Source organism: Actinoplanes campanulatus (assembly GCF_014647795.1).
GTDB lineage: Bacteria > Actinomycetota > Actinomycetes > Mycobacteriales > Micromonosporaceae > Actinoplanes > Actinoplanes campanulatus.
Genome location: NZ_BMPW01000001.1, coordinates 899,121 through 918,664 on the forward strand (window position 1 = coordinate 899,121; position 19,544 = coordinate 918,664).

12 protein-coding genes are annotated in these 19,544 nt (G+C 72.2%); 4 read left to right on the forward strand and 8 right to left on the reverse strand.

The annotated features are described in order from the left end of the window. Positions 1-53: 53 nt before the first annotated feature. The gene (locus IEZ13_RS03980) at positions 54-515 is read left to right on the forward strand and encodes a DUF6232 family protein (protein WP_183216721.1); all 462 of its coding nucleotides are present in this window, start codon (positions 54-56) and stop codon (positions 513-515) included. Here IEZ13_RS03980 and IEZ13_RS03985 read toward each other — a convergent pair. The 3 genes from IEZ13_RS03985 to IEZ13_RS03995 are packed head-to-tail and all read right to left on the reverse strand — an operon-like array spanning position 512 to position 3,453. Next, positions 512-1,402, reverse strand: coding sequence for a ribokinase (locus IEZ13_RS03985; protein WP_183216723.1), 891 nt, complete (start codon positions 1,400-1,402; stop codon positions 512-514). The genes IEZ13_RS03980 and IEZ13_RS03985 overlap by 4 nt on opposite strands. Then, positions 1,403-2,230: an ABC transporter ATP-binding protein gene (locus IEZ13_RS03990; protein ID WP_183216725.1), complete on the reverse strand. Its 828-nt coding sequence runs from the start codon at positions 2,228-2,230 to the stop codon at positions 1,403-1,405. 44 nt (positions 2,231-2,274) lie between these two features. Next, positions 2,275-3,453 carry an ROK family transcriptional regulator gene (locus IEZ13_RS03995; protein ID WP_183216726.1) on the reverse strand — a complete coding sequence of 393 codons (1,179 nt, stop codon included), beginning with the start codon at positions 3,451-3,453 and terminating at the stop codon, positions 2,275-2,277. A 173-nt stretch (positions 3,454-3,626) separates the two neighbouring features. Between IEZ13_RS03995 and IEZ13_RS04000 the strand changes: the two genes are divergently transcribed. Then, a complete protein-coding gene (locus IEZ13_RS04000; protein ID WP_183216727.1) occupies positions 3,627-5,084 on the forward strand; it encodes a glycoside hydrolase family 3 protein in 1,458 nt (485 codons plus the stop codon). 260 nt (positions 5,085-5,344) lie between these two features. Here the strand turns inward: IEZ13_RS04000 and IEZ13_RS04005 are convergent, their stop codons facing one another. Continuing rightward, positions 5,345-10,213 (reverse strand): NAD-glutamate dehydrogenase, encoded by a 4,869-nt coding sequence (locus tag IEZ13_RS04005; RefSeq protein WP_183216729.1) that lies wholly within the window; start codon positions 10,211-10,213, stop codon positions 5,345-5,347. A gap of 209 nt (positions 10,214-10,422) precedes the next feature. Here IEZ13_RS04005 and IEZ13_RS04010 point away from each other — a divergent pair, with 209 nt between their 5' ends. Then, positions 10,423-12,321, forward strand: coding sequence for a penicillin-binding transpeptidase domain-containing protein (locus IEZ13_RS04010; RefSeq protein ID WP_183216730.1), 1,899 nt, complete (start codon positions 10,423-10,425; stop codon positions 12,319-12,321). A gap of 417 nt (positions 12,322-12,738) precedes the next feature. Here the strand turns inward: IEZ13_RS04010 and IEZ13_RS46290 are convergent, their stop codons facing one another. The 4 genes from IEZ13_RS46290 to IEZ13_RS04030 form a co-directional block, all read right to left on the reverse strand. Next, positions 12,739-14,940 (reverse strand): arginase family protein, encoded by a 2,202-nt coding sequence (locus IEZ13_RS46290; RefSeq protein WP_229794428.1) that lies wholly within the window; start codon positions 14,938-14,940, stop codon positions 12,739-12,741. A 61-nt stretch (positions 14,941-15,001) separates the two neighbouring features. Continuing rightward, positions 15,002-15,931: a tetratricopeptide repeat protein gene (locus tag IEZ13_RS04020; RefSeq protein WP_183216732.1), complete on the reverse strand. Its 930-nt coding sequence runs from the start codon at positions 15,929-15,931 to the stop codon at positions 15,002-15,004. 106 nt (positions 15,932-16,037) lie between these two features. Beyond that, a complete protein-coding gene (icmA, locus tag IEZ13_RS04025) occupies positions 16,038-17,711 on the reverse strand; it encodes a coenzyme B12-dependent isobutyryl-CoA mutase large subunit (RefSeq protein ID WP_183216734.1) in 1,674 nt (557 codons plus the stop codon). 31 nt (positions 17,712-17,742) lie between these two features. Beyond that, complete coding sequence (locus tag IEZ13_RS04030) at positions 17,743-18,906, reverse strand: FAD-dependent oxidoreductase (RefSeq protein WP_183216736.1); 1,164 nt, start codon at positions 18,904-18,906, stop codon at positions 17,743-17,745. 52 nt (positions 18,907-18,958) lie between these two features. On the opposite strand from IEZ13_RS04030, the gene IEZ13_RS04035 reads away from it, so the two are divergent. After that, the gene (locus tag IEZ13_RS04035) at positions 18,959-19,540 is read left to right on the forward strand and encodes a PadR family transcriptional regulator (RefSeq protein WP_183216738.1); all 582 of its coding nucleotides are present in this window, start codon (positions 18,959-18,961) and stop codon (positions 19,538-19,540) included. The last annotated feature ends 4 nt before the right edge of the window (positions 19,541-19,544 follow it).

A 19,544-nucleotide genomic window follows, 5' to 3' on the forward strand; every position in this document is an offset into this window, starting at 1 on the left:
CCGTCAGCGTACGACGGGTAACGACTACATTGGGTCCCCTGGGGAGGACAAAGATGACCACGTACTACCGGGATCCGGATGTGCTCATCACCTCATCCGGTGTGCGGATGAACGGTCACGAGTTCCGCCTGCCCGAGCTGATCCGGGTGTGGTACACGAAGGGCGCCCGTTCCTGGGGTGTCATCGCCTGGCGGGGCGCGCTCGGCCTGGCCATCCTTCTCCCGCTGCTGGCCGGCGGGTTCGCCGTGCTGGTGGCGCTGGCCATGGACGCCTCGTTCACCACCACGCTGACCTGGGTGCTCGCCGGGGCTCTGCTGGGCCTGGCCGTGGTGCCGGTCGCCGACCTGCTGCTGGAGCGGGTCGACCTGTCGTACGACCGGGGCAGCCGCAACCTGGAGATCTGGGGCCGGGTGCGGGAGGGCGACGTGCTGCTCCTGCGGACGAACGACGCCCAGCGGTTCGGCCGCGTCTACCGGGCCCTGCAGCGCGCGCTGGAGCCCGCGGTCCGCCGCTAGCCCGCGTAGAGCGCCTCGATGTCGGCCCGCTCCGGCAGGGCGTTGCTCGCCCCGACCCGGCGCACGCAGGCCGCCCCGGCGGCGTTCGCCCAGCGGATCGCGTCGATCAGGTCGCGGCCCTCCCCCCAGGCGACGGCCAGCGCTCCGGTGAACGCGTCCCCGGCCGCCGTGGTGTCGGCCACCTCCACCTTGAAGGCGGGCACGTGCACGTCGGCGCCGTCGCGGTCGGCGTACCGGGAGCCGTTGCCGCTCAGGGTGAGCACCACCCGGGGCACCAGGGCGAGCAGCGACGCCATGTCCGGCTCGGCCCGGCCGGTGATGGCCCGCGCCTCGGTCTCGTTGACCACCAGCAGGTCGACCTCGTCGAGCAGGCCGGGCGGCAGCACCCGGGCGGGCGCCGCGTTCAGGATGGTCCGGGTGCCGCCCGCGCGGCCGGCCCGCAGCGCGGCCAGCACCGTGGCCATCGGGATCTCCTGCTGGCAGAGCAGCACGTCGGCGGCGGCGATGGCGGCCGTCTCGTCGGCGGTGAGGTCGACGAAGGTGCGGTTCGCCCCGGGACTGACCAGGATCGAGTTCTCCCCGGCACGGTCCACCATGATCACGGCGACGCCGGAGGAGCCGTAGCTGGTCCGGACCAGGTCGACGGCGACGCCCGCGGCCGCGAGCCGGGCGTTGAGGGTGACGCCGAACGCGTCCGATCCGATCGCGCCGAGGAAGGTCGTCTCGCCACCGGCCCGCGCGGCGGCGATGGCCTGGTTGGAGCCCTTGCCGCCGGGCGTCATCACGAAGTCGTCACCGAGCACGGTCTCGCCCGGCCGGGGCAGGCTCGGCGCCAGCCCGACCAGGTCCATGTTCGCGCTGCCGGCGACGACGACCCGGGGCGCCATCTAGCCGGCCCGGGCGGTGTAGCGGTCGCCGAACCGGTCGACGATCAGCGGCAGGCCGAAGGTCTTCGTCAGGTTCTCCGCGGTCATCACCTCGCCGAGCAGGCCGGACGCGACCACGGTGCCCTCGCGCAGCAGCAGGCCGTGGGTGAAGCCCGGCGGGATCTCCTCGACGTGGTGGGTGACCAGCACCATGGCCGGGGCGTCCGGGTCCAGGGCCAGCTCGGTGAGGTGGCCGATCAGCGTCTCCCGGCCGCCCAGGTCGAGCCCGGCGGTCGGCTCGTCGAGCAGCATCAGCTCGGGGTCGGTCATCAGTGCCCGGGCGATCTGGGTGCGCTTGCGCTCGCCCTCGGACAGGGTGCCGAACTCACGGTCGGCGAACGCCGCGATGCCCAGCTGTTCGAGCAGCTCCCGGGCGCGGGCCTCGTCCTGCGGGTCGTAGCTCTCCCGCCAGCGGCCGACCACCGACCACGCGGCGGTGACCACCACGTCGAGCACCCGCTCGGCGGGCGGCACCTGGTCGGCGAACCGGCCGGTGGTGATGCCCACCCGGGTCCGCAGCTCGGTCACGTCGGTACGCCCGAGCTTCTCACCCAGCACGTACGCGTTACCACGGGTCGGGTGCATCCGGGCGGACGCCAGGTTGAGCAGGGTGGTCTTGCCCGCACCGTTCGGGCCCAGCACCACCCACCGCTCGTCCAGCTCGACCTGCCAGGACAGGTCACGGATCAGGAAGTTTCCGCCGCGCACCACGTTGACGCGGTCGAAGGCGATGACGGTGTCCTCGTCGGGCGGAATGGATACGGCAGCCTCCAGCACGCGTCCATCCAACCATGTTCGCCAGCGCGGGCCGGACGGCGTGCCGGTGCCGAACCTCAGTCGGTGGTCGAGCCGAACACCTCGTCACGGACCGCGTCCAGGGCCATCCGCAGCGCACCGTGCAGAACCGGCTCGGACGCCACCCGGGTGACCACCACCTTGGGCGACACCAGCGTGATCGCCGCCACCTCGCGCTCCACCCGGTCGGCCAGCGCCGCACCACCGGCCCGGCTCACCTCACCGGCCAGCACCACCAGCGGCGGGTCGAGCACCACGCAGGTCGCGGCCACGCCCAGCGCCAGGCGGCGGGCCAGTTCGTCGAGCACCGGCTCGCCGGCCGGGCCGGCCGCGACGGCGGCCCGCACCACGTCGGCCGCCTCGGTGCCGCGGAAGCCGAACTGCTTGCCGATCGTCTTGACCGCGTCGGCGCCGGCGATCGCCTGGAAGGCGCCCTTCACGCCGCGGCGGGAGGCGTTGTGCGGCACATCGGCGCCGGCCACCGGCAGGTAGCCGATCTCGCCGGCCGCGCCGGTGGCGCCCTGGTGCAGGCGGCCGCCGAGGACGGTGGCGAGACCGACGCCCCGGCCGATCCAGACGAGCGCGAAGTCGGCGACCCCGGTGGCCGCGCCGGTGCCGGACTCGGCGACCGCGGCCAGGTTGACGTCGTTGGCGAAGAAGACCGGGATGTTCAGGTCGCGGCGCAGGTCGGCGAGCAGGCCGCGGTGCCAGCGGGGCAGGTCGTGGGCGAAGGAGATCTCACCGGACTGCGGGTCGACGAGGCCCGGGGTGCCGAGCACCACCCGGCGGACCGAGGACATGTCGGCGCCGGCCTCCCCGGCGGCCTGGACCACCGCGTTGTGCACCACGCCGACCGGGTCGTCGGTGTCCTTGGTGCTCTGTTCGACCCGGCTGATCACGGCGCCGGTGATGTCGGCGCAGGCGGCGACCACACCGTCCGGGCCGACCTCCACCCCGATGACGTGGGCGCTGGACGGGGTCACCGCGTAGAGCTGGGCGTTGGGGCCACGGCCACCGGCCTGCTCGCCCACCCGCCGGACCAGGCCGCGCTCCTCGAGCCGCTCCACCAGCTGCGAGGCGGTGACCTTGCTCAGCCCGGTCATCTCGCCGAGTTGCGCCCGGGTCAGCGGACCTCGCGTGAGCAGCAGATCCAGCGCCGCGCGGTCGTTGAGAGCGCGCAGCAACCGGGGCGTGCCCGGGAGGCGGGTGGCGGCCATACGTTCGTCCCCTAATAAGAAAGATTCTTTCCTGTTACAGTGTCGACGCACGACACGCAGCCGCAGCGTAACGGTAGGCAACGTCGCCGCACCGCAAGGACGCTCATCGACTGCGAGCGATCATGGCAGCTCCCGGCGGAAAACGGCCAGAGTTGCGTCTTCGGAAGGACACCATGGCCATCGACCCCGGCCTCCGCCGACTCGCCCTGAACACGCTGCTCGCCGCCTTTCCCGGGCACGCCGCCCCGGACTGGGCGGGTGAGCTGCTCGCCGAGGGGCTGGCCGGGCACACCCTGTTCGGCGCCAACGTCGGCGAGCCGGAGCAGGTCGCACGGCTCACCGCTCAGCTGCGGTCGGCCCGCCCGGACGCGCTGATCGCGATCGACGAGGAGGGCGGCGACGTCACCCGGCTGGGGCACCGGACCGGGAGCCCCTACCCCGGTAACGCGGCGCTCGGCGCGGCCGACGACCCGGAGCTGACCCGGCGGATCTACGCCGCGATCGGCGCCGACCTGGCGGCCGTGGGGATCAACCTGAACCTGGCGCCCACCGTGGACGTGAACAGCGTCGCCGAGAACCCGATCATCGGCACCCGCTCGTTCGGGGCCGGCCCGGCGCTGGTCGCCCGGCACACCGGGGCGGCCGTGGCCGGACTGCAGGCCAACGGGGTGGCGGCGTGCGCCAAGCACTTCCCCGGGCACGGCGCCACGGTCACCGACTCGCACCTGGAGCTGCCCACCGTCGACGTGCCGCTGGCCGTGCTGCGGGAGCGCGACCTGCCGCCGTTCGCGGCCGCCGTCGAGGCCGGCACACGCGCCGTGATGAGCGCGCACATCCGGGTGCCCGAGCTGACCGGGGACGGGCCGGCCACGTTCAGCCGGGCCGCGCTGGCCGGGTTGCTCCGCGGCGAGCTGGGCTTCCGCGGCGCGATCGTCACCGACGCGCTGGAGATGCGCGGCGCGGCCGCCACGGCGGGGAGCATCCCGCGGGCCGCCGTGGCGGCGCTGGCGGCCGGGGCCGACCTGCTCTGCATCGGGGCCGTGGTGGACCGGGCGCTGGTCGAGGCGATCGCCGCCGAGATCGCCGCGGCCACCGGGGACGGGCGGCTGGCGCTCGCCCGGCTGGAGGACGCGGTCGCCCGTACCGCTGAACTTGCCGCCTGGAGCGCGACCCCGCGCCCGGCCGAGCCGGTCGACGGCGACCTCGGCGTCGAGGCCGCCCGCCGCGGGATGATCGTCGAGGGCGACCCGGCCGAGCTGCGATCCCCGCTGGTGGTCCAGTTCGTGGCGGGCCACTCGATCGCCGAGGGCCGGGTGCCGTGGGGTCTCGGGCCGCACCTGGGCGGGATCGAGCAGATCGAGGTGCCGGCCGACGGGACCACCCCGGAGGCGCTGGCGGCGGCCGCCGGCGACCGGCCGATCGTGCTGGTCGGCCGTCGTCTGCACAGCTCCCCGGCGGCCCGCACCCTGATCGGGAAACTGGCCGCCGAGCGGCCGGTCGGCGTCATCGAGATGGGGTGGCCGTCGCCGTGGCGGCCGGAGCGGGTCCGGGTCTACGTGGTGACCCACGGGGCGAGCCTCGCCAACGGCCGCGCCGCGGCCGAGGCGCTACGTCTGCACCACTCTGCGTAATCAGTACGGGCGCATATCTCTCTTATGTCGTAAATGTGAGAACTTACGGCACTAATCGGGCCAACCGAACGGGTAATCCGCACACCGCCCGCTTCCCGCACGCCCGGACGTCACCTAGCGTGATGGCCACAAGGTGGATCTGGGGACGTCGCGGGATCGGCTCGGGACCAGTCGGGATGCCGCGACGCGGACGGTGAGCCGGGCAGGGCGTGACTTCGGGAGCAGCACGCCCTGCCCGGCTCATCACCGTTTCGCCGTGGTCACCCCGCCGACGAGGTCTTCACCAGGGTGCGGATCTGGCGCAGCAGCACCGACAGCGCCGCCAGGTCGGCCGGCGAGTCGTCGACGTCGCCCATCGCGTTGGACGCCCGGGCGATCGACGCCGCGTTCACCTGCTCCCACTCGGAGACCCGGTCCTCCGGCGGCGCCGACGACGGCGTCGAATGGAGCACCTCGGCGGTGAGAGCGGCCAGCGCGGCGTACAGGTCGTAACGCAGCGCCATCCGGGCCAGGGTCTGCCAGCGGTCGCCACGCGGCAGCCGGGAGATGTGCGACAGCAGCGCGTCCACCCCGAACCGCTCGGAGAGCACGAAGTAGACCTGCGCCACCTCCTCCGCGTCCCGGTCGATGGCGGCGGCCGTCTCCAGGACGTCCAGCAGCCCGAAACCGTAGAACACCCGGCTCACCGCGGCCGCCAGATCCTCCGGCACATCCTTCGCGACCAGCTCGGCGATCCGGTCGAACAGGGCCCGCCGCTCGGCGCCGACGATCACCTCGGGCAGCAGCGGCAGCAGCGCCGAGATGCCGGGCCGCAGCTTGGCGATCTCACCGGGCACGTCGAGCGGCGAGCGCCGGGTGCTGACCAGCCAGCGGACCGCCCGGTCGAGCAGCCGCCGGGTCTCCAGGAAGACCAGCGTCTGCGCCGAGGTCGGCACCCGGTTGTCCAGCGCCTCACCGGCCGCCCAGATCTCCTCCAGGCCGAAGACGTCGCGAACCACCACGTAGGCCCGGATCACGTCGGCCGCCGACGCCCCGCTCTCCTCCATTGCCCGGTAGACGAACGAGGTGCCGCCCCGGTTGACCACCTCGTTCACCAGCGCCGTCGAGATGATCTCCCGGCGCAGCCGGTGCCCGGCCATCCGCCCGGCGAACCGCTCGCGCAGCGGGGTCGGGAAATACCCGGACAGCACATCGGTGGTCCAGGCCTCGTCGACCAGCTCGTCCGTGAGGACCTCACGCTCCAAACTGATCTTGACGTACGCGAGGAGCACCGCGAATTCCGGAGGAGTGAGACCCTGGCCGTTCTCGTACCGGGCGGCCAGCTCCAGGTCCGACGGCAGGGCCTCCAACTCCCGGTTCAGCTCGCCGCGCTCCTCCAGCGATTTGAGCTGCCGCCGGTGCACCGGGAGCAGCGAGTGCGCCTGCGAGCGGGCGTTGCCCAGCGCCATGGCCTGCTCGTAGTTGTCCCGCAGCACCAGCTCGCCGACCTCGCCGGTCATCGCGGCGAGCAGGTCGTCCCGCTCCGGCAGGGACAGCTCGCCGTCGACGACCGCCCCACCCAGCAGGATCTTGATGTTGACCTCGTGGTCCGAGCAGTCCACGCCGGCCGAGTTGTCGATGAAGTCGGTGAAGACCCGACCCCCTGCGCGGGCGAACTCGATCCGCCCACGCTGGGTCAGCCCCAGGTTGCCGCCCTCGCCGACCACCTTGACCCGCAGCTCCGAGCCGTTGATCCGGATCGCGTCGTTGCCCTTGTCGCCCACCTCGGCGTGCGACTCGGCGGCGCCCTTCACATAGGTGCCGATGCCGCCGTTGAACAGCAGGTCGACCGGGGCCTTGAGGATGGCGCGCATCAGCTCGGCGGGGCTGATCGTGGACGCCTCGCCGAGACCCAGCGCGGCCCGGACCTGCGGGCTCACCGGGATCGACTTGGCCGACCTCGGGTACACCCCGCCGCCCTCGCTGATCAGCGACGCGTCGTAGTCGGCCCAGGACGACCGGGGCAGATCGAACAGGCGCCTGCGTTCCGCGTACGAGATCGAGGAATCGGGGTCGGGGTCCAGGAAGATGTGGCGGTGGTCGAAGGCCGCCACCAACCGGATGTGCTGCGACAGCAGCATGCCGTTGCCGAAGACGTCGCCGGACATGTCGCCGACGCCGACCACCGTGAAATCCTCGGACTGGGTGTCGGTGCCCAGGTCCCGGAAGTGCTTCTTGACCGACTCCCACGCGCCCCGGGCGGTGATGCCCATCTTCTTGTGGTCGTAACCGGCCGAGCCGCCGCTGGCGAACGCGTCGCCCATCCAGAAGTCCTTGCGGACCGAGATCTCGTTGGCGATGTCGCTGAACGTGGCGGTGCCCTTGTCCGCGGCCACCACCAGGTACGGGTCGTCGCCGTCGTGCCGGACCACGTCCTCCGGCGGCACGATCTTGCCGCTCAGGATGTTGTCGGTGACGTCGAGCAGCGCCGTGATGAAGCGCTTGTAGCACTCCACCGCCTCGTCCCGGTCGCCCGGCTTCTGCTTGAGCACGAAGCCGCCCTTCGCGCCCACCGGCACGATCACCGAGTTCTTCACCATCTGCGCCTTGACCAGGCCGAGCACCTCGGTCCGGAAGTCCTCCCGCCGGTCCGACCAGCGCAGACCGCCCCGGGCCACGGCGCCGAACCGCAGGTGCACGCCCTCGAACCGGGGCGAGTAGACGAAGATCTCGAACTTCGGCCGGGGCTGCGGCAGCTCCGGGATGGCCTGCGGGTCCAGCTTGAAGGCCACGTACGACTTGGGCCGGCCCTCCGCCCCGCGCTGGTAGAAGCTGGTCCGCAGGGTCGCCTCGATGAGGGTCAGGTAGGAGCGCAGGATCCGGTCCTGGTCCAGGCTCTCCACCTGGTCGAGCAGCTCGGTGATCCGGCCCCGCAGCTCGCCGGCACGACGGGTCCGCTCCGCCTCGCCGATCGGCAGCGCCGGGGAGAACCGCACCTCGAAGAGCCGCACCAGCAGGCCGGCGATCTCCGGGTACGCCGTGAAGGTGGACTCCACGTACTGCTGGGTGAAGACGTTCCCGGCCTGGCGCAGGTACTTGGCGTAGGCCCGCAGCACCACCACCTGCCGCCAGGTGAGCCCGGCCCGCAGCACCAGCTCGTTGAAGCCGTCCACCTCGGTCTCGCCCCGCCAGGCGGCCGCGAACGCGTTCTCCACCTGCGGGCGGACCTCGGCCAGCTCACGGTGGCCGGCCGGGGGCAGCAGGCCGAAGTCGTACAGGTAGATGGTGCCGTCGGGGCGGCGGATCTCGTACGGCCGCTCGTCGGTGACCCGGACGCCCAGTGAGTGCAGCACCGGCAGGACGGCGGAGAGCATCATCGGCTCGCCGTACCGGTAGACCTTGAACCGGACGTCGCGCTCGTCCGGCTGCGGAGTGCCGTCCGCGCCCAGCCGCCGCCGGCGGAACAGGTGCATGGCCAGCTGGCCGGGCTCCTCGAGGAGCTCGAGCTTGGCCAGGTCCTGCATCCCCTCGTACGGGGTGTGCGTGTTCTTGTAGCTCTCCGGATAGGCCGCCGAATACCGCTGGAACAGCCGCCGCGCCTGCTCGTCGCCGAGTTTGCGCTCCAGCACCAGGGAGAAGTCGTCGTCCCACATCCGGGTCGCGTCGGCGAGCCGCTCGGCCAGCTCGTTCGGGTCCAGCTGGCCGGGCGGGGCGGCCGGGTCGGTACGCACGATGAAGTGCACCCGCGCCAGCATCCGCTCGGTGACCCGGGTGGTGTAGTCCACCCCGACACCGTTCAGCTCACGGAGCAGGATCTCCTGCATGCGCAGTCGGTTGCCGGTGGTGAACCGGTCCCGGGGCAGGTAGATGAGGCAGGAGATGAACCGGCCGTACCCGTCCCGGCGCAGGAAGAGCCGAAGCTGCCGGCGGCCGGCCATCCGCAGCACCCCGATGACCGCCTCGTACAGGTCGTCGGTCTTGATCTGGAAGAGCTCGTCCCGGGGGTAGGTCTCCAGGATCTGGAGCAGGTCCTTGCCGGAGTGGCCGCGCGGCGACAGGCCGGAACGGTCCATCACCTCCTGCACCTTGCGCCGGACCACCGGCAGCTCACGCACGCTCGTCCTGTACGCCGAGCTGGAGAACAGGCCGAGGAACCGCCGCTCGCCGACCACCTCGCCAGCCTCGTTGAACAGCTTCACGCCGATGTAGTCGAGGTACGCGGAGCGGTGCACGCTGGCCCGGGAGTTGGCCTTGGTGATCACCAGGAGCCGCTTCTCCATGGCCCGCTCGTAGATCTCCGGGGCCATCTCCTCGGCCAGCCGGCGCGGCTTGCTCGCCCCGCGCAGGATGCCCAGCCCGGTGCCCGGAACCGCGGACAGGACCCCGTCGTCCAGCCGGTACTCCCGGTACCCCAGGAAGGTGAAGTGATCGTTGGCCAGCCACTTGAGCAACTCGATCGAGTCGGTCAGGTCCTTGTCCGGCACCGGTGAGGGGTTCTTCGAGCCCCGGGCGGCGGCCAGCTCGTCGGAGATGACCAAGGCCCGTTGACGCATCCGCGGCCAGTCCTCCACCGCGTCCCGCACGTCGGTGAGCACCCGCCGCACCTCGTTGAGCAGCTGCTCGCGGGCCTCTGGGCGGCGGACCGGGTCGATCTCGATCCGGATCCAGCTCTCCACCAGATCGCCCTCGATGGCGTCGTCCGGCTCCACCTCGGCCTCGAGCTGGGCCAGCGCCCCGAGCGGCTCGCGGCGCACCACGATCAGCGGGTGAACCGTCAGGTACACCTGGAGGTTGTGGGCGTTGAGCAGGGCGATCACCGAGTCGACCAGGAACGGCATGTCGTCGGTGACGATCCGCAGGACGCTGTGCGACTGCGACCCGGACGGCTCGGTGATGGCTAGTTTCAGCTCACCGGGCAGGCGGTTGCGGGCCAGCTCGCGGTGCTCCGCCGCGGCCGCGAACATCTCCTGGGGTGTGTATCCGACCAGTTCCTCGTCGGGTGCGAACCGCCAGAAGCGGCCCACCAGAGATGCGGTCGTGTGGTCGTCCCCCGCCTGTTCGACAGCCTGCGCCACCAACCGCTCAGCGTTAGGCACATCGTCGAGAACGGTCTGATCAGAATCGGTCGCTGCCTCGTCGGCGACAGCCATGGTCCGGCGCTCCCCTCACCCACGGCACTGTGGGCTCGAACGTTTCGAGCACAGCCTAGAACCATGCCCATGGCGCACCTCACACCCCGGGTGTGCCAGCGGCGTTTGGGCGGTATCGCCCTATCCGGGAACCCCCACAACGGGCTTGTACCCATTACCGTGCGACCTAGCCAATCATGGTTGTCACGGTCGTCTCCTGGAGGAACCACATGCGCCGCACCCCGGCGGGCCTGGCCGCACTGCTTCTGCTGACCGCGGGCGGGTTGACCGGCTGCTCCGCGGAAGGCCCCGACGACACCGTCTCCACCTTCCTGAGCGGCTGGTCCGGGGGCGATCTCAACAAGGTCGGCTTCGTCACCGCGGCCGGCGCCGAGGTCCCCGCGCCGGAGGTGCAGACCCAGATGCGCGACCTCTACGGTGACCTCCTGGACCAGAAGGTCACCGTGTCCGGCGCCGGCGACGTCAAGACCACCGGCGACGACGCCACCGCCCCGGTCACCGTCAAGTGGGCGCTGCCCGGCGGCGTCGAGTGGAGCTACCCGAGCACCGTCCGGCTCACCAAGGCCAAGAGCGACGGCTGGCAGGTCGTCTGGGAGCCGGCCATGGTCCAGCCCGAACTCGCCACCGGCGACAAGCTCCGGCTCCGGCGGGTCGCCCCGGAACGCGCCGCCATCGTCGACGCGAACGGCAAGGCGCTCTTCGGACCGCAGAAGGTGGTCGTCATCGGCGTCAGCCCGGAGAAGATCAAAGACCTCGCCCCGCTCCAGAAGGACCTGGCCGCGGCGTTCCGCAAGGTGGACGTCGACGTCGACCTCGGCACCCTGAAGACCCGCGTCGAACAGTCCGACCCGGGCGCCTTCATCGAGCTCGTCACGCTGCGCCGGGCGGTCTACGACAAGATCCGGGCGGACGTCCGGCCGCTGCCCGGCACCGTCTTCCGCGAGGAGACCCGGTCACTGGCGCCCACCCGGGAATTCGCCCGCTCCCTGCTCGGCACCGTCGACCAGGCCACCGAGGAGGACATCGCCAACTCCGGCGGGGTGCTCGCGGTCGGCGACAACGCCGGGCACGGTGGGCTCCAGGAGAAGTACGACACCACCCTGCGCGGCGTCTCCGGCCTCTCGGTGGTCATCGCCCGCGAGGCCGCCGACGGCGCCACCGAGGACACCAAGCTCTTCACCTCCGAGCCGGTCGCCGGCAAACCCGTGAAGATCACCCTGGACACCCGGGTGCAGAACGCCGCCGACCAGGCCGTCGCCGCCGAGAAACAGCCCAGCTCGCTGGTGGCGATCCGGGTCAGCGACGGCGCCGTGCTGGCCGCCGCCAACGGGCCCGACCCGGGCGGCGTCAACACCGCATTCACCGGGCAGGTGCCGCCCGGATCGACCTTCAAGATGATCTCCGCGTACGGGCTGCTCGCCCGCGACGCGATCACCGCCGACACCGCGGTCGACTGCCCGAAGACCCTCACCGTGGACGGCCGCGAGTTCAAGAACTCACACGACGCCGCCCTCGGCAAGGTCCCGTTCCACGTCGACTTCGCCAAGTCCTGCAACACCGCCTTCGCCGCCCTCGCCCCGAAACTCGGCGCCGCCGGGCTCCAGGAGGCGGCCGGCGTCCTCGGCCTCGGCGGAAAGTGGGACCTCGGCGTCGACGCCTACACCGGCCAGGTCTCCGACGGCGGCACCGCCACCGAGTTGGCAGCGGCCGTTTTCGGTCAGGGCAGCACGGTGGTGAGCCCGCTCGCCATGGCCGCAGCCACCACGGGCGTCGCCAAGGGACAGTTCCAGGCGCCCACCCTGGTCCTCGACCCGGCGCCCGCCACCACCCCCACCCAGCAACTCGACCAGGAGGCGGTCACCGCGCTCCGCTCGATGATGCGCGAGGTGGTCACCTCCGGCACGGGCACCGGCCTCCGCGCCGTCCCCGGCAAGCCGGTCTACGGCAAGACCGGCACCGCCGAATTCCAGACCGGCTCCGCCGACACCCACTCCTGGTTCGTCGGCTACCAGGGCGACATCGCCTTCGCCGTCATGGTCCAGAAGGGCGGCGCCGGCACCGAGGCCGCCGTCCCGGCCGTAAAACGCTTCCTCACCGCATTGAACTGACCATTTCGTACGGGGTGGACCGCACTCGCCAACGTGGACCGTCCCGTGGCGCACCGCGAGCATCTGCCCGGTCAAGGCCGTGACGCGCCCGCCGGGCTGATGCCTCCGGTCACCCTCACCCGTCCCGCCACCACCCACAACCAGCCGAAACGGCCCAGCCGGTCCCGGCGCCGCCTCGCTGCCCCGACCGCCACTTCCGCACGGCGCCCCTGCTTCGGCCACCCTGGACGGGTGTTCACGGTTCCATGAGGGTGAGTGGGCACACACGATGGCAGTGTCGTGGTCGCCTGCGTGGCATATGACCGCGGCGGCCACCCACGCAAGGTCTTCCGTGCGCGGTCACCTCGGCTCCGACCACCCGAGCGTGTGCGCCCGCCCTCCGGAGAGGCCGAGCGTGTGCGGATGGGTGGAGCTCGATCAGGCAGCGCCGGGTGGGAAGCCGTCGAGTGGGCCCGGGCCGGCGGTCGGCGGGCCGAAGTCGCCGGCCACGGGCGGATCCGCCGGCGGGCGCGGGCGCAGCATGCCGGGACGGGTCGCGGGGATCGGCTCCGAGTCGAGCAGCGGAGCGGAACCGAGCAGCCGGGATAGCAGGCGCACCTCGTTCGACCCGGACCTGGTGTCCGGTTTGTCGCGCACTGGCACGGTTTCTTGATCGGCCGGTTCGGCTGACGCCTCCGGCTCGGTCTCCTCGGGGTCTGAGCCGTCCGGCTCCGCGTCGCCAGGATCGGCGCTCTCCGGATCTGCGCGGCCCTGGTCGGCGCGGTCCGTATCGGTGTGGCCCGAGTTTTCCGGGTCCGATCGGTCCGGATCGGTGTCCATGCCGGGGCTGTCACCGGACTCGTCGCCTCGGCGGGAGACCTCATCCTCGGCTACGGCCTCGCTGCCCGTCGCGTCGCTCGATGCCGGGGCTGAGCCGAATCGGTCATGGGCTGCCGGGGCGTCGTCCCCGATGCCAGCCGTCCGGCGGCCGTTGCCGCTCCGCGATGTGCCGAGTGCCGCCGCCAGGACGAACTCAGCGTCCACGGGCAGCGTGTTCTTCATCGGGCGAGCCGACGCGGACACACCCCGGTCGTTCTCCGTCACGGCGTCACCGGAGGAGGACGGGCCCACCTGTACCGGTATCGCACCGCGCGCCGCGACACCCGGCCCGACCTCGACTGCCGCCTCGCCGAGCGGCGTGCCGGCGCCCGGATCGACCGTCCCCGGCCCGGACCCGGCCGAGACCGGCGCTTCCCCGAACGAGGTCCCGTCAGCGGAATCGACGGCCCCTGCCACACCGGACGCGGCCCCGGACTTCGGCTCGCCGACCGATGCGCCGCCGGTGGAAGCTTCCGGGCCCGGCCCGGCTCCGGGCGCGGACTCGGCGAGCGACGTTCCACCAGCGGAGTCGCCGGTCGCCGCCGATCCGGACCGCTCGCCGACCGACTCGCGGAAAGGTTCCTCGGCCGGTTCGCTGCCGGCCGCTTCGATGTCCGGCGCGGCGGGCGCGGCCGGATCGCTGCCGGGCACCTTGAGATCCGGCACGGCGGGCGCGGCCGGAACGCTGCCGGCCACCTTGAGATCCGGCATGGCGGGCGCGGTGGGGTCGCTGCCGGGCACCTTGCGGTCCGGCACGGTGGGCACGGGCGGGTCGCTGTCGGCCGCCTTGACGCCCGGTGCGGTGGTGGCCAGGTCGCGGCGGGCCGCGACCAGGTCCGGGCGCGGGGTCGTGGCCCGGACCGGGGACAACCCGCTCACCACGGCGGACGTGATCTCGGCGGCGTACCGGCCGTCCGGGTCGTAGTCCGGGTCGAAGACGGTGATCTCGACGCCCAGGCAGTGCGGGGACTCGACCAGGCCGGCCAGCAGCAGTTCCAGCTCGGGGAAGGCGATGCCGCCCGGGTCCGGGGCGTCGACGGCGGGCATGACGGCCGGGTCGAGGACGTCGACGTCCACGTGCACCCAGTAGCCGGCGCAGTCGACGAGCTGGTCGCGGGCCCACTGGGCGCTGCGGGCCGCGCCCTCGGCGCGCAGCGCGGGGACCGGCCGGGTGACTATGCCGGCGGCCTGGAGGTCGAGACGGTGCTCGTCCTGGGCGCGAATGCCGAGGACGACCACGTCGATGTCGCGGAAGTACGGCCGGCGGGACTCGATCGCCGCGAGGTTCGCCTGGCCGCGACCGGTGACCAGGGCGAGGTCCTCACCGGCGGCGGCGCCCACGTACGACGCGTTGCCGGGGTGCCGGAAGTCGGAGTGACCGTCCACGAACACCAGCCCGATGCGGCCGCCGACCGCGTCGCCGAGCCGGTGCATGGCGATGCCCGATCCGATCAGGATGGAGCAGTCCCCGCCGAGGACGACCGGGAACTCGCCACCGTCGATGATGGCGCCGATCCGGTCGGCCAGCGCCCGCGAGTACGCGGCGATCTCGGCGGCGTGGGCCACCCCGTCGCCGGGGCGCCAGTCGCCCGGGTCGTACCGCGGCGGGGTGAGGCAGCCCGCGTCGCGGGCGGCGAGGCGGGTGAGCAGGCCCTGATCGCGGAGGGCGCCGGGCGCTTTGGCGCAGCCCGGCACCGACGTCGCGGTCGGCGGGCGCAGGCCGAGATTGGACGGCGCGTCCAGAACGGCGATGCGGCGCACGACGCCCTCCTTCGTTCGATGACCGCGGGTTACGAGAACCGCAGCCTACGAGAACCGCGGGCTAGAAGAGTGCGCTGGCCAGCGCACGCCGCGCGCCGGCGACCGCGGGGTCCTCCGGGCCGGCCACGAGGAACAGCGACAGCAGATGCTTGCGGACGGCCTCCCGGTCGTCGCCGGCGGTCCGTTTGATCAGGGCGATCAGGCGGGCGTACGCGTCCGGCGCCTGACCACTGAGCACCTCGATGTCGGCGGCGATCCGCTGGGCGGCCACGTCGTCGGAGTCGGCGGCGGCCTTGGCCAGCGCGGACGACGGGTCGACGCCGCTGATCCGCCGGTACAGCTCGACCTGGGCCAGGCCGGACTCGGCGGCCGCGTCGGCGGGCGACTCGGCCAGGATCTTCCGGTACGCCGCCTCGGCCTCGTCCAGGTCGCCGGTCATCAGGGCGTCGTCGGCCGCGTCGAGGCGCGGGTCCTCGGGGGTGGCCACCTCGACCCCGGCCGCCTTGAGGACGGCGTCGATGTACTGCCGGATCTGGGCCTCGGGCAGGACCCCGCTGAAGCCCTCCACCGGCTGGCCGCCGATCACCGCGGTCACCTGGGGGATGCCCTGCACCCGGAACACCTGCGCCAGGCGCGGGTTGAGATCCACATTGACCTTGCCGAGTATCCACGAACCGCCGTACTCAGCGGCCAGGCGCTCCAGCACCGGCGACAGCTTCTTGCACGGGTCGCACCAGTCGGCCCAGAAGTCCAGAAGCACCGGAGTGGTCAGGGACCGCTCCAGAACGGCCTGGAAATCGGCCTCTGTGACATCGATGACCGTCTCCGGGTTGACACCGGGCACCGTGCCCGGGACGCCCGCGGCGGGGGTGGCCTCGGGGGCGGCGGGACGGCTCGGGGCGGCCGGTTTGGCCGGTGCCGCGGGGCGCAGCGCGCTGAGATCGACCGCGCCGCGGGTGAAGATCGACGGAGTGGTCCGTGGGTCGCTCATGGTTACCTAGTCTCGCACGCTGTCACGCCTGTTCGCGTCGCCACCAGCCCCTCGATATCGGACGTCACAACGACCCGGCCGGCCGGGAGCCGGCCGGGTCCGGTGGTCAGAAGCGCGGCGGCTCCCGGTAGATCCCCCACTCCGATTTCAGCACACCGCAGATCTCGCCGAGGGTGGCTTCGGCACGGACGGCGTCGAGCATCGCGGGGATCATGTTCTCCCCGCTGCGGGCCACCGCCACCATCCGTTCCAGGGCCGCTTTCACCCGTACCCCGTCGCGGTCGGTCTTGCGAGCGGAGAGCTCGCGCCGCTGCACCTGCTCGACCTCGTGGGAGACGCGCAGGATCTCCAGCTCCTTGGCCAGGGTGCTGTTGTGCGCGTTGACGCCGACCACCTTCTTGTCGCCCTTCTCCAGCGCCTGCTGGTAGGCGAAGGCGGCCTCGGCGATGTGCGCGGTGAACCAGCCGTCCTCGATGCCCCGCAGGATGCCGGCGGTGATGCTGCCGTCGTGGCCGAGCTCGCGGATCCGGGTGAAGATCTCCTCCGCCTCGGCCTCGATCCGGTCGGTGAGGGCCTCCACATACCACGATCCGCCGAGCGGGTCGGCCACATTGACCACCCCGGTCTCCTCCATGATCACCTGCTGGGTGCGCAGGGCGATCTCGGCGGACTCGTCGGTGGGCAGCGCGAGGGTCTCGTCGAGGGCGTTGGTGTGCAGCGAGTTGGTGCCGCCGAGGACCGCGGAGAGCGCCTCGATGGCGGTCCGGACCACGTTGTTGACCGGCTGCTGCGCGGTGAGCGAGACCCCGGCGGTCTGCGTGTGGAACTTGAGCCACAGCGCCTTCTCGCTGGTGGCGCCGTAGTCGTCGCGCAGGTGCCGGGCCCAGATCCGCCGGGCCGCGCGGAACTTGGCGATCTCCTCGAAGAAGTCCACGTGCGCGTCGAAGAAGAAGCTCAGCCCGGGCGCGAACTGGTTGACGTCGAGGCCGCGGGACAGTCCCAGTTCGACGTAGCCGAAGCCGTCGGCCAGCGTGTACGCCAGCTCCTGCGCGGCGGTCGAGCCTGCCTCGCGGATGTGGTAGCCGCTCACCGACAGCGGCTTGTACTTCGGGATCTCGGCGGCGCAGTACTCCATCAGGTCGCCGATCAGGCGCAGGTGCGGCTCCGGTTCGAAGAGCCACTCCTTCTGCGCGATGTACTCCTTGAAGATGTCGGTCTGGAGGGTGCCGTCGAGGTCGCGCAGGTTGACGCCCTGCCGTTCGGCGGCCACCAGGTACATGCAGAAGACCGGCACCGCCGGACCGGAGATGGTCATGCTGGTGGTGACGTCCTGGAGCGGGATGCCCTCGAACAGCACCTCCATGTCGGCGGCCGAGTCGATCGCGACGCCGCAGTGCCCGACCTCGCCGAGCGACTCGGGCTCGTCGGAGTCGCGGCCCATCAGGGTGGGCATGTCGAAGGCGACGCTGAGACCGCCGCCCCCGGCGGCCAGGATCATCTTGTAGCGCTCGTTGGTCTGCCGCGCGTTCCCGAAGCCGGCGAACTGGCGGATGGTCCAGGTCCGTCCGCGGTATCCGGTCGGATAGAGACCCCGGGTGTACGGGAACTCGCCCGGCCATCCGATCCGCTCGAATCCGGGATAGGCGGCGCCCTCGGGGGGCCCGTAAACGGGGTCGACCGTCACGCCGGAGAGCGTGGTGAAGTCGGCGTCCCGCTTGCGGGCCGCATCGTAGCGTCGTTGCCAGCGTTCCCGGCCGGCATGGATCTCGGCAGCGTCCATGCGGCCATCGTAGAGCAGAACTGAACGATCATTAAGCCCCCGGGAGCCGGTGTTCGAAGATCCACGCCTGCGGGTCGCCGTTGCGGTGGAGCAGCCGCATGATCGCAGGCAGGGTGGCGTCCCGCAGCGCCGCGCGGACCGGGCCGAGCACCTTCGAGGAACTGCTGCGCCGGCCCTGGACGACCACCTTCTCCACCCGGGGGCGGCGGGCGGCCGCGTACGCCGCGAGGGCCGCCGGGACGTCCGGGTTCTCGCGCAGGCTGTGCCCGAGGACCACGGCGTCCTCCAGCGCCATCGACGCGCCCTGGCCGGAGGACGGGGCGACAGCGTGCGCCGCGTCGCCGGTCAGGACGATCCGCTCGCCGTGCCAGACCGGCACCCGCCGCAGGTCCCGGGTGTTCCACGGCCCGAGGACCTCGCTGCTGGCCCGGATCAGATCGGCCGCCGGCTCGCCCGCGAACAACTCCAGCAGGTACGTCCGCCAACCGTCCGGGGTGAACTCGCCGGGCTCGGCCGGCCGCCGGCGCGGCGGGTTGGCGAACCACCAGACGGAGCCGTCCGGGGCGGTCACCCAGCCGAAGAAGGCACGCCGGCCGAAGGACATCCGCATCACCCCGGGCGGCGGCGCGTCCCGGACCGGGCCGTCGGTGAAGCCACCGGTGTTGAGCAGGCCGAGATAGTGCGGCGCGGGAGCCTTCGGATCAAGAACCTCCCTGGTACGCGAGTGCAGTCCATCCGCGCCGACCAGCAGGTCTCCCCGCGCCGTGCGGCCGTCGGCGAACTCGGCCACGGCGCCGGACACGCCGGTCAGCCGGGCGCCGTACTCGATCGGGATGCCGCGGGCGGTCACCTCGGCGCGCAGTGCCGAGTACAGATCGGAGCGACGGATCGTGGTGCTGACCGTCCCGTCCGGCAGCGGCCCACCGAGCGGGACCTCGGCGAGCAGCCGGCCGGAGGCGCCGTGCAGCGCGATCACCGGGGTGGCGAACCCGCGGGCCAGAACCGTGGCCGGGTCCAGGCCGAGGGCGCGCAGGGCGGTCACCCCGTTGACCGCGAGGGTCACGAAGACGCCCCGCTCACCGGCGTCCCGCTCGGCGGCCTCGTAGATCACCGGGCGCCAGCCGGCACGGTGCAGGGCGATGGCGGTGGCGGTCCCGGCGATGCCGCCACCGATTACGACAGCTTCGTTAGTCATGTAATAACTATTGATGCCATGACTAAGAATCGTCAAGTCCTAAGCTGGCCGCATGAAGCGGTCTCCTCTGGCGATGGTTCTGCTGGCCCTGCTCGTGGAGGCGCCGATGCACCCGTACCGGATGCAGCAGGTGATCAAGCAGCGCGGTCAGGACCAGTTGGTCAACGTCGCGCAGCGGAACAGCGTCTACCAGACCCTCGACCGGCTGGTCCGGGAGGGACTGGCCCGCCCCGGCGGCACCAGCCGGGAGGCCGGGCGCCCGGAGCGGACCGTCTACGAGGTGACCGAGGAGGGCGCCGCCACGCTGCGCCGCTGGCTGCTGGAGATGCTGCCCGAGCCGGCCCGTGAGTTCCCGGAGTTCCCGGTGGCGCTCGCCTTCCTGCCGATCCTCAGCCCGGCCGAGACCCGGGAGCTGCTCGAACGCCGGCTCGAGACGCTCACCGACCGGGTCGCGGCCATCGACGCGCAGGCGCCGCCCGGCCTGCCCCGGCTCTTCCTGATCGAGGACGAGTACCGGGCGGCCGTGCTGCGGGCCGAGATCGGCTGGCTGCGCGGGATCGTCGCCGACCTGGACGACGGCAGCCTGAGCTGGGACCGCGCGCTCATCGACGAGACGCTGGCCCGCTTCGGCTAGGGCC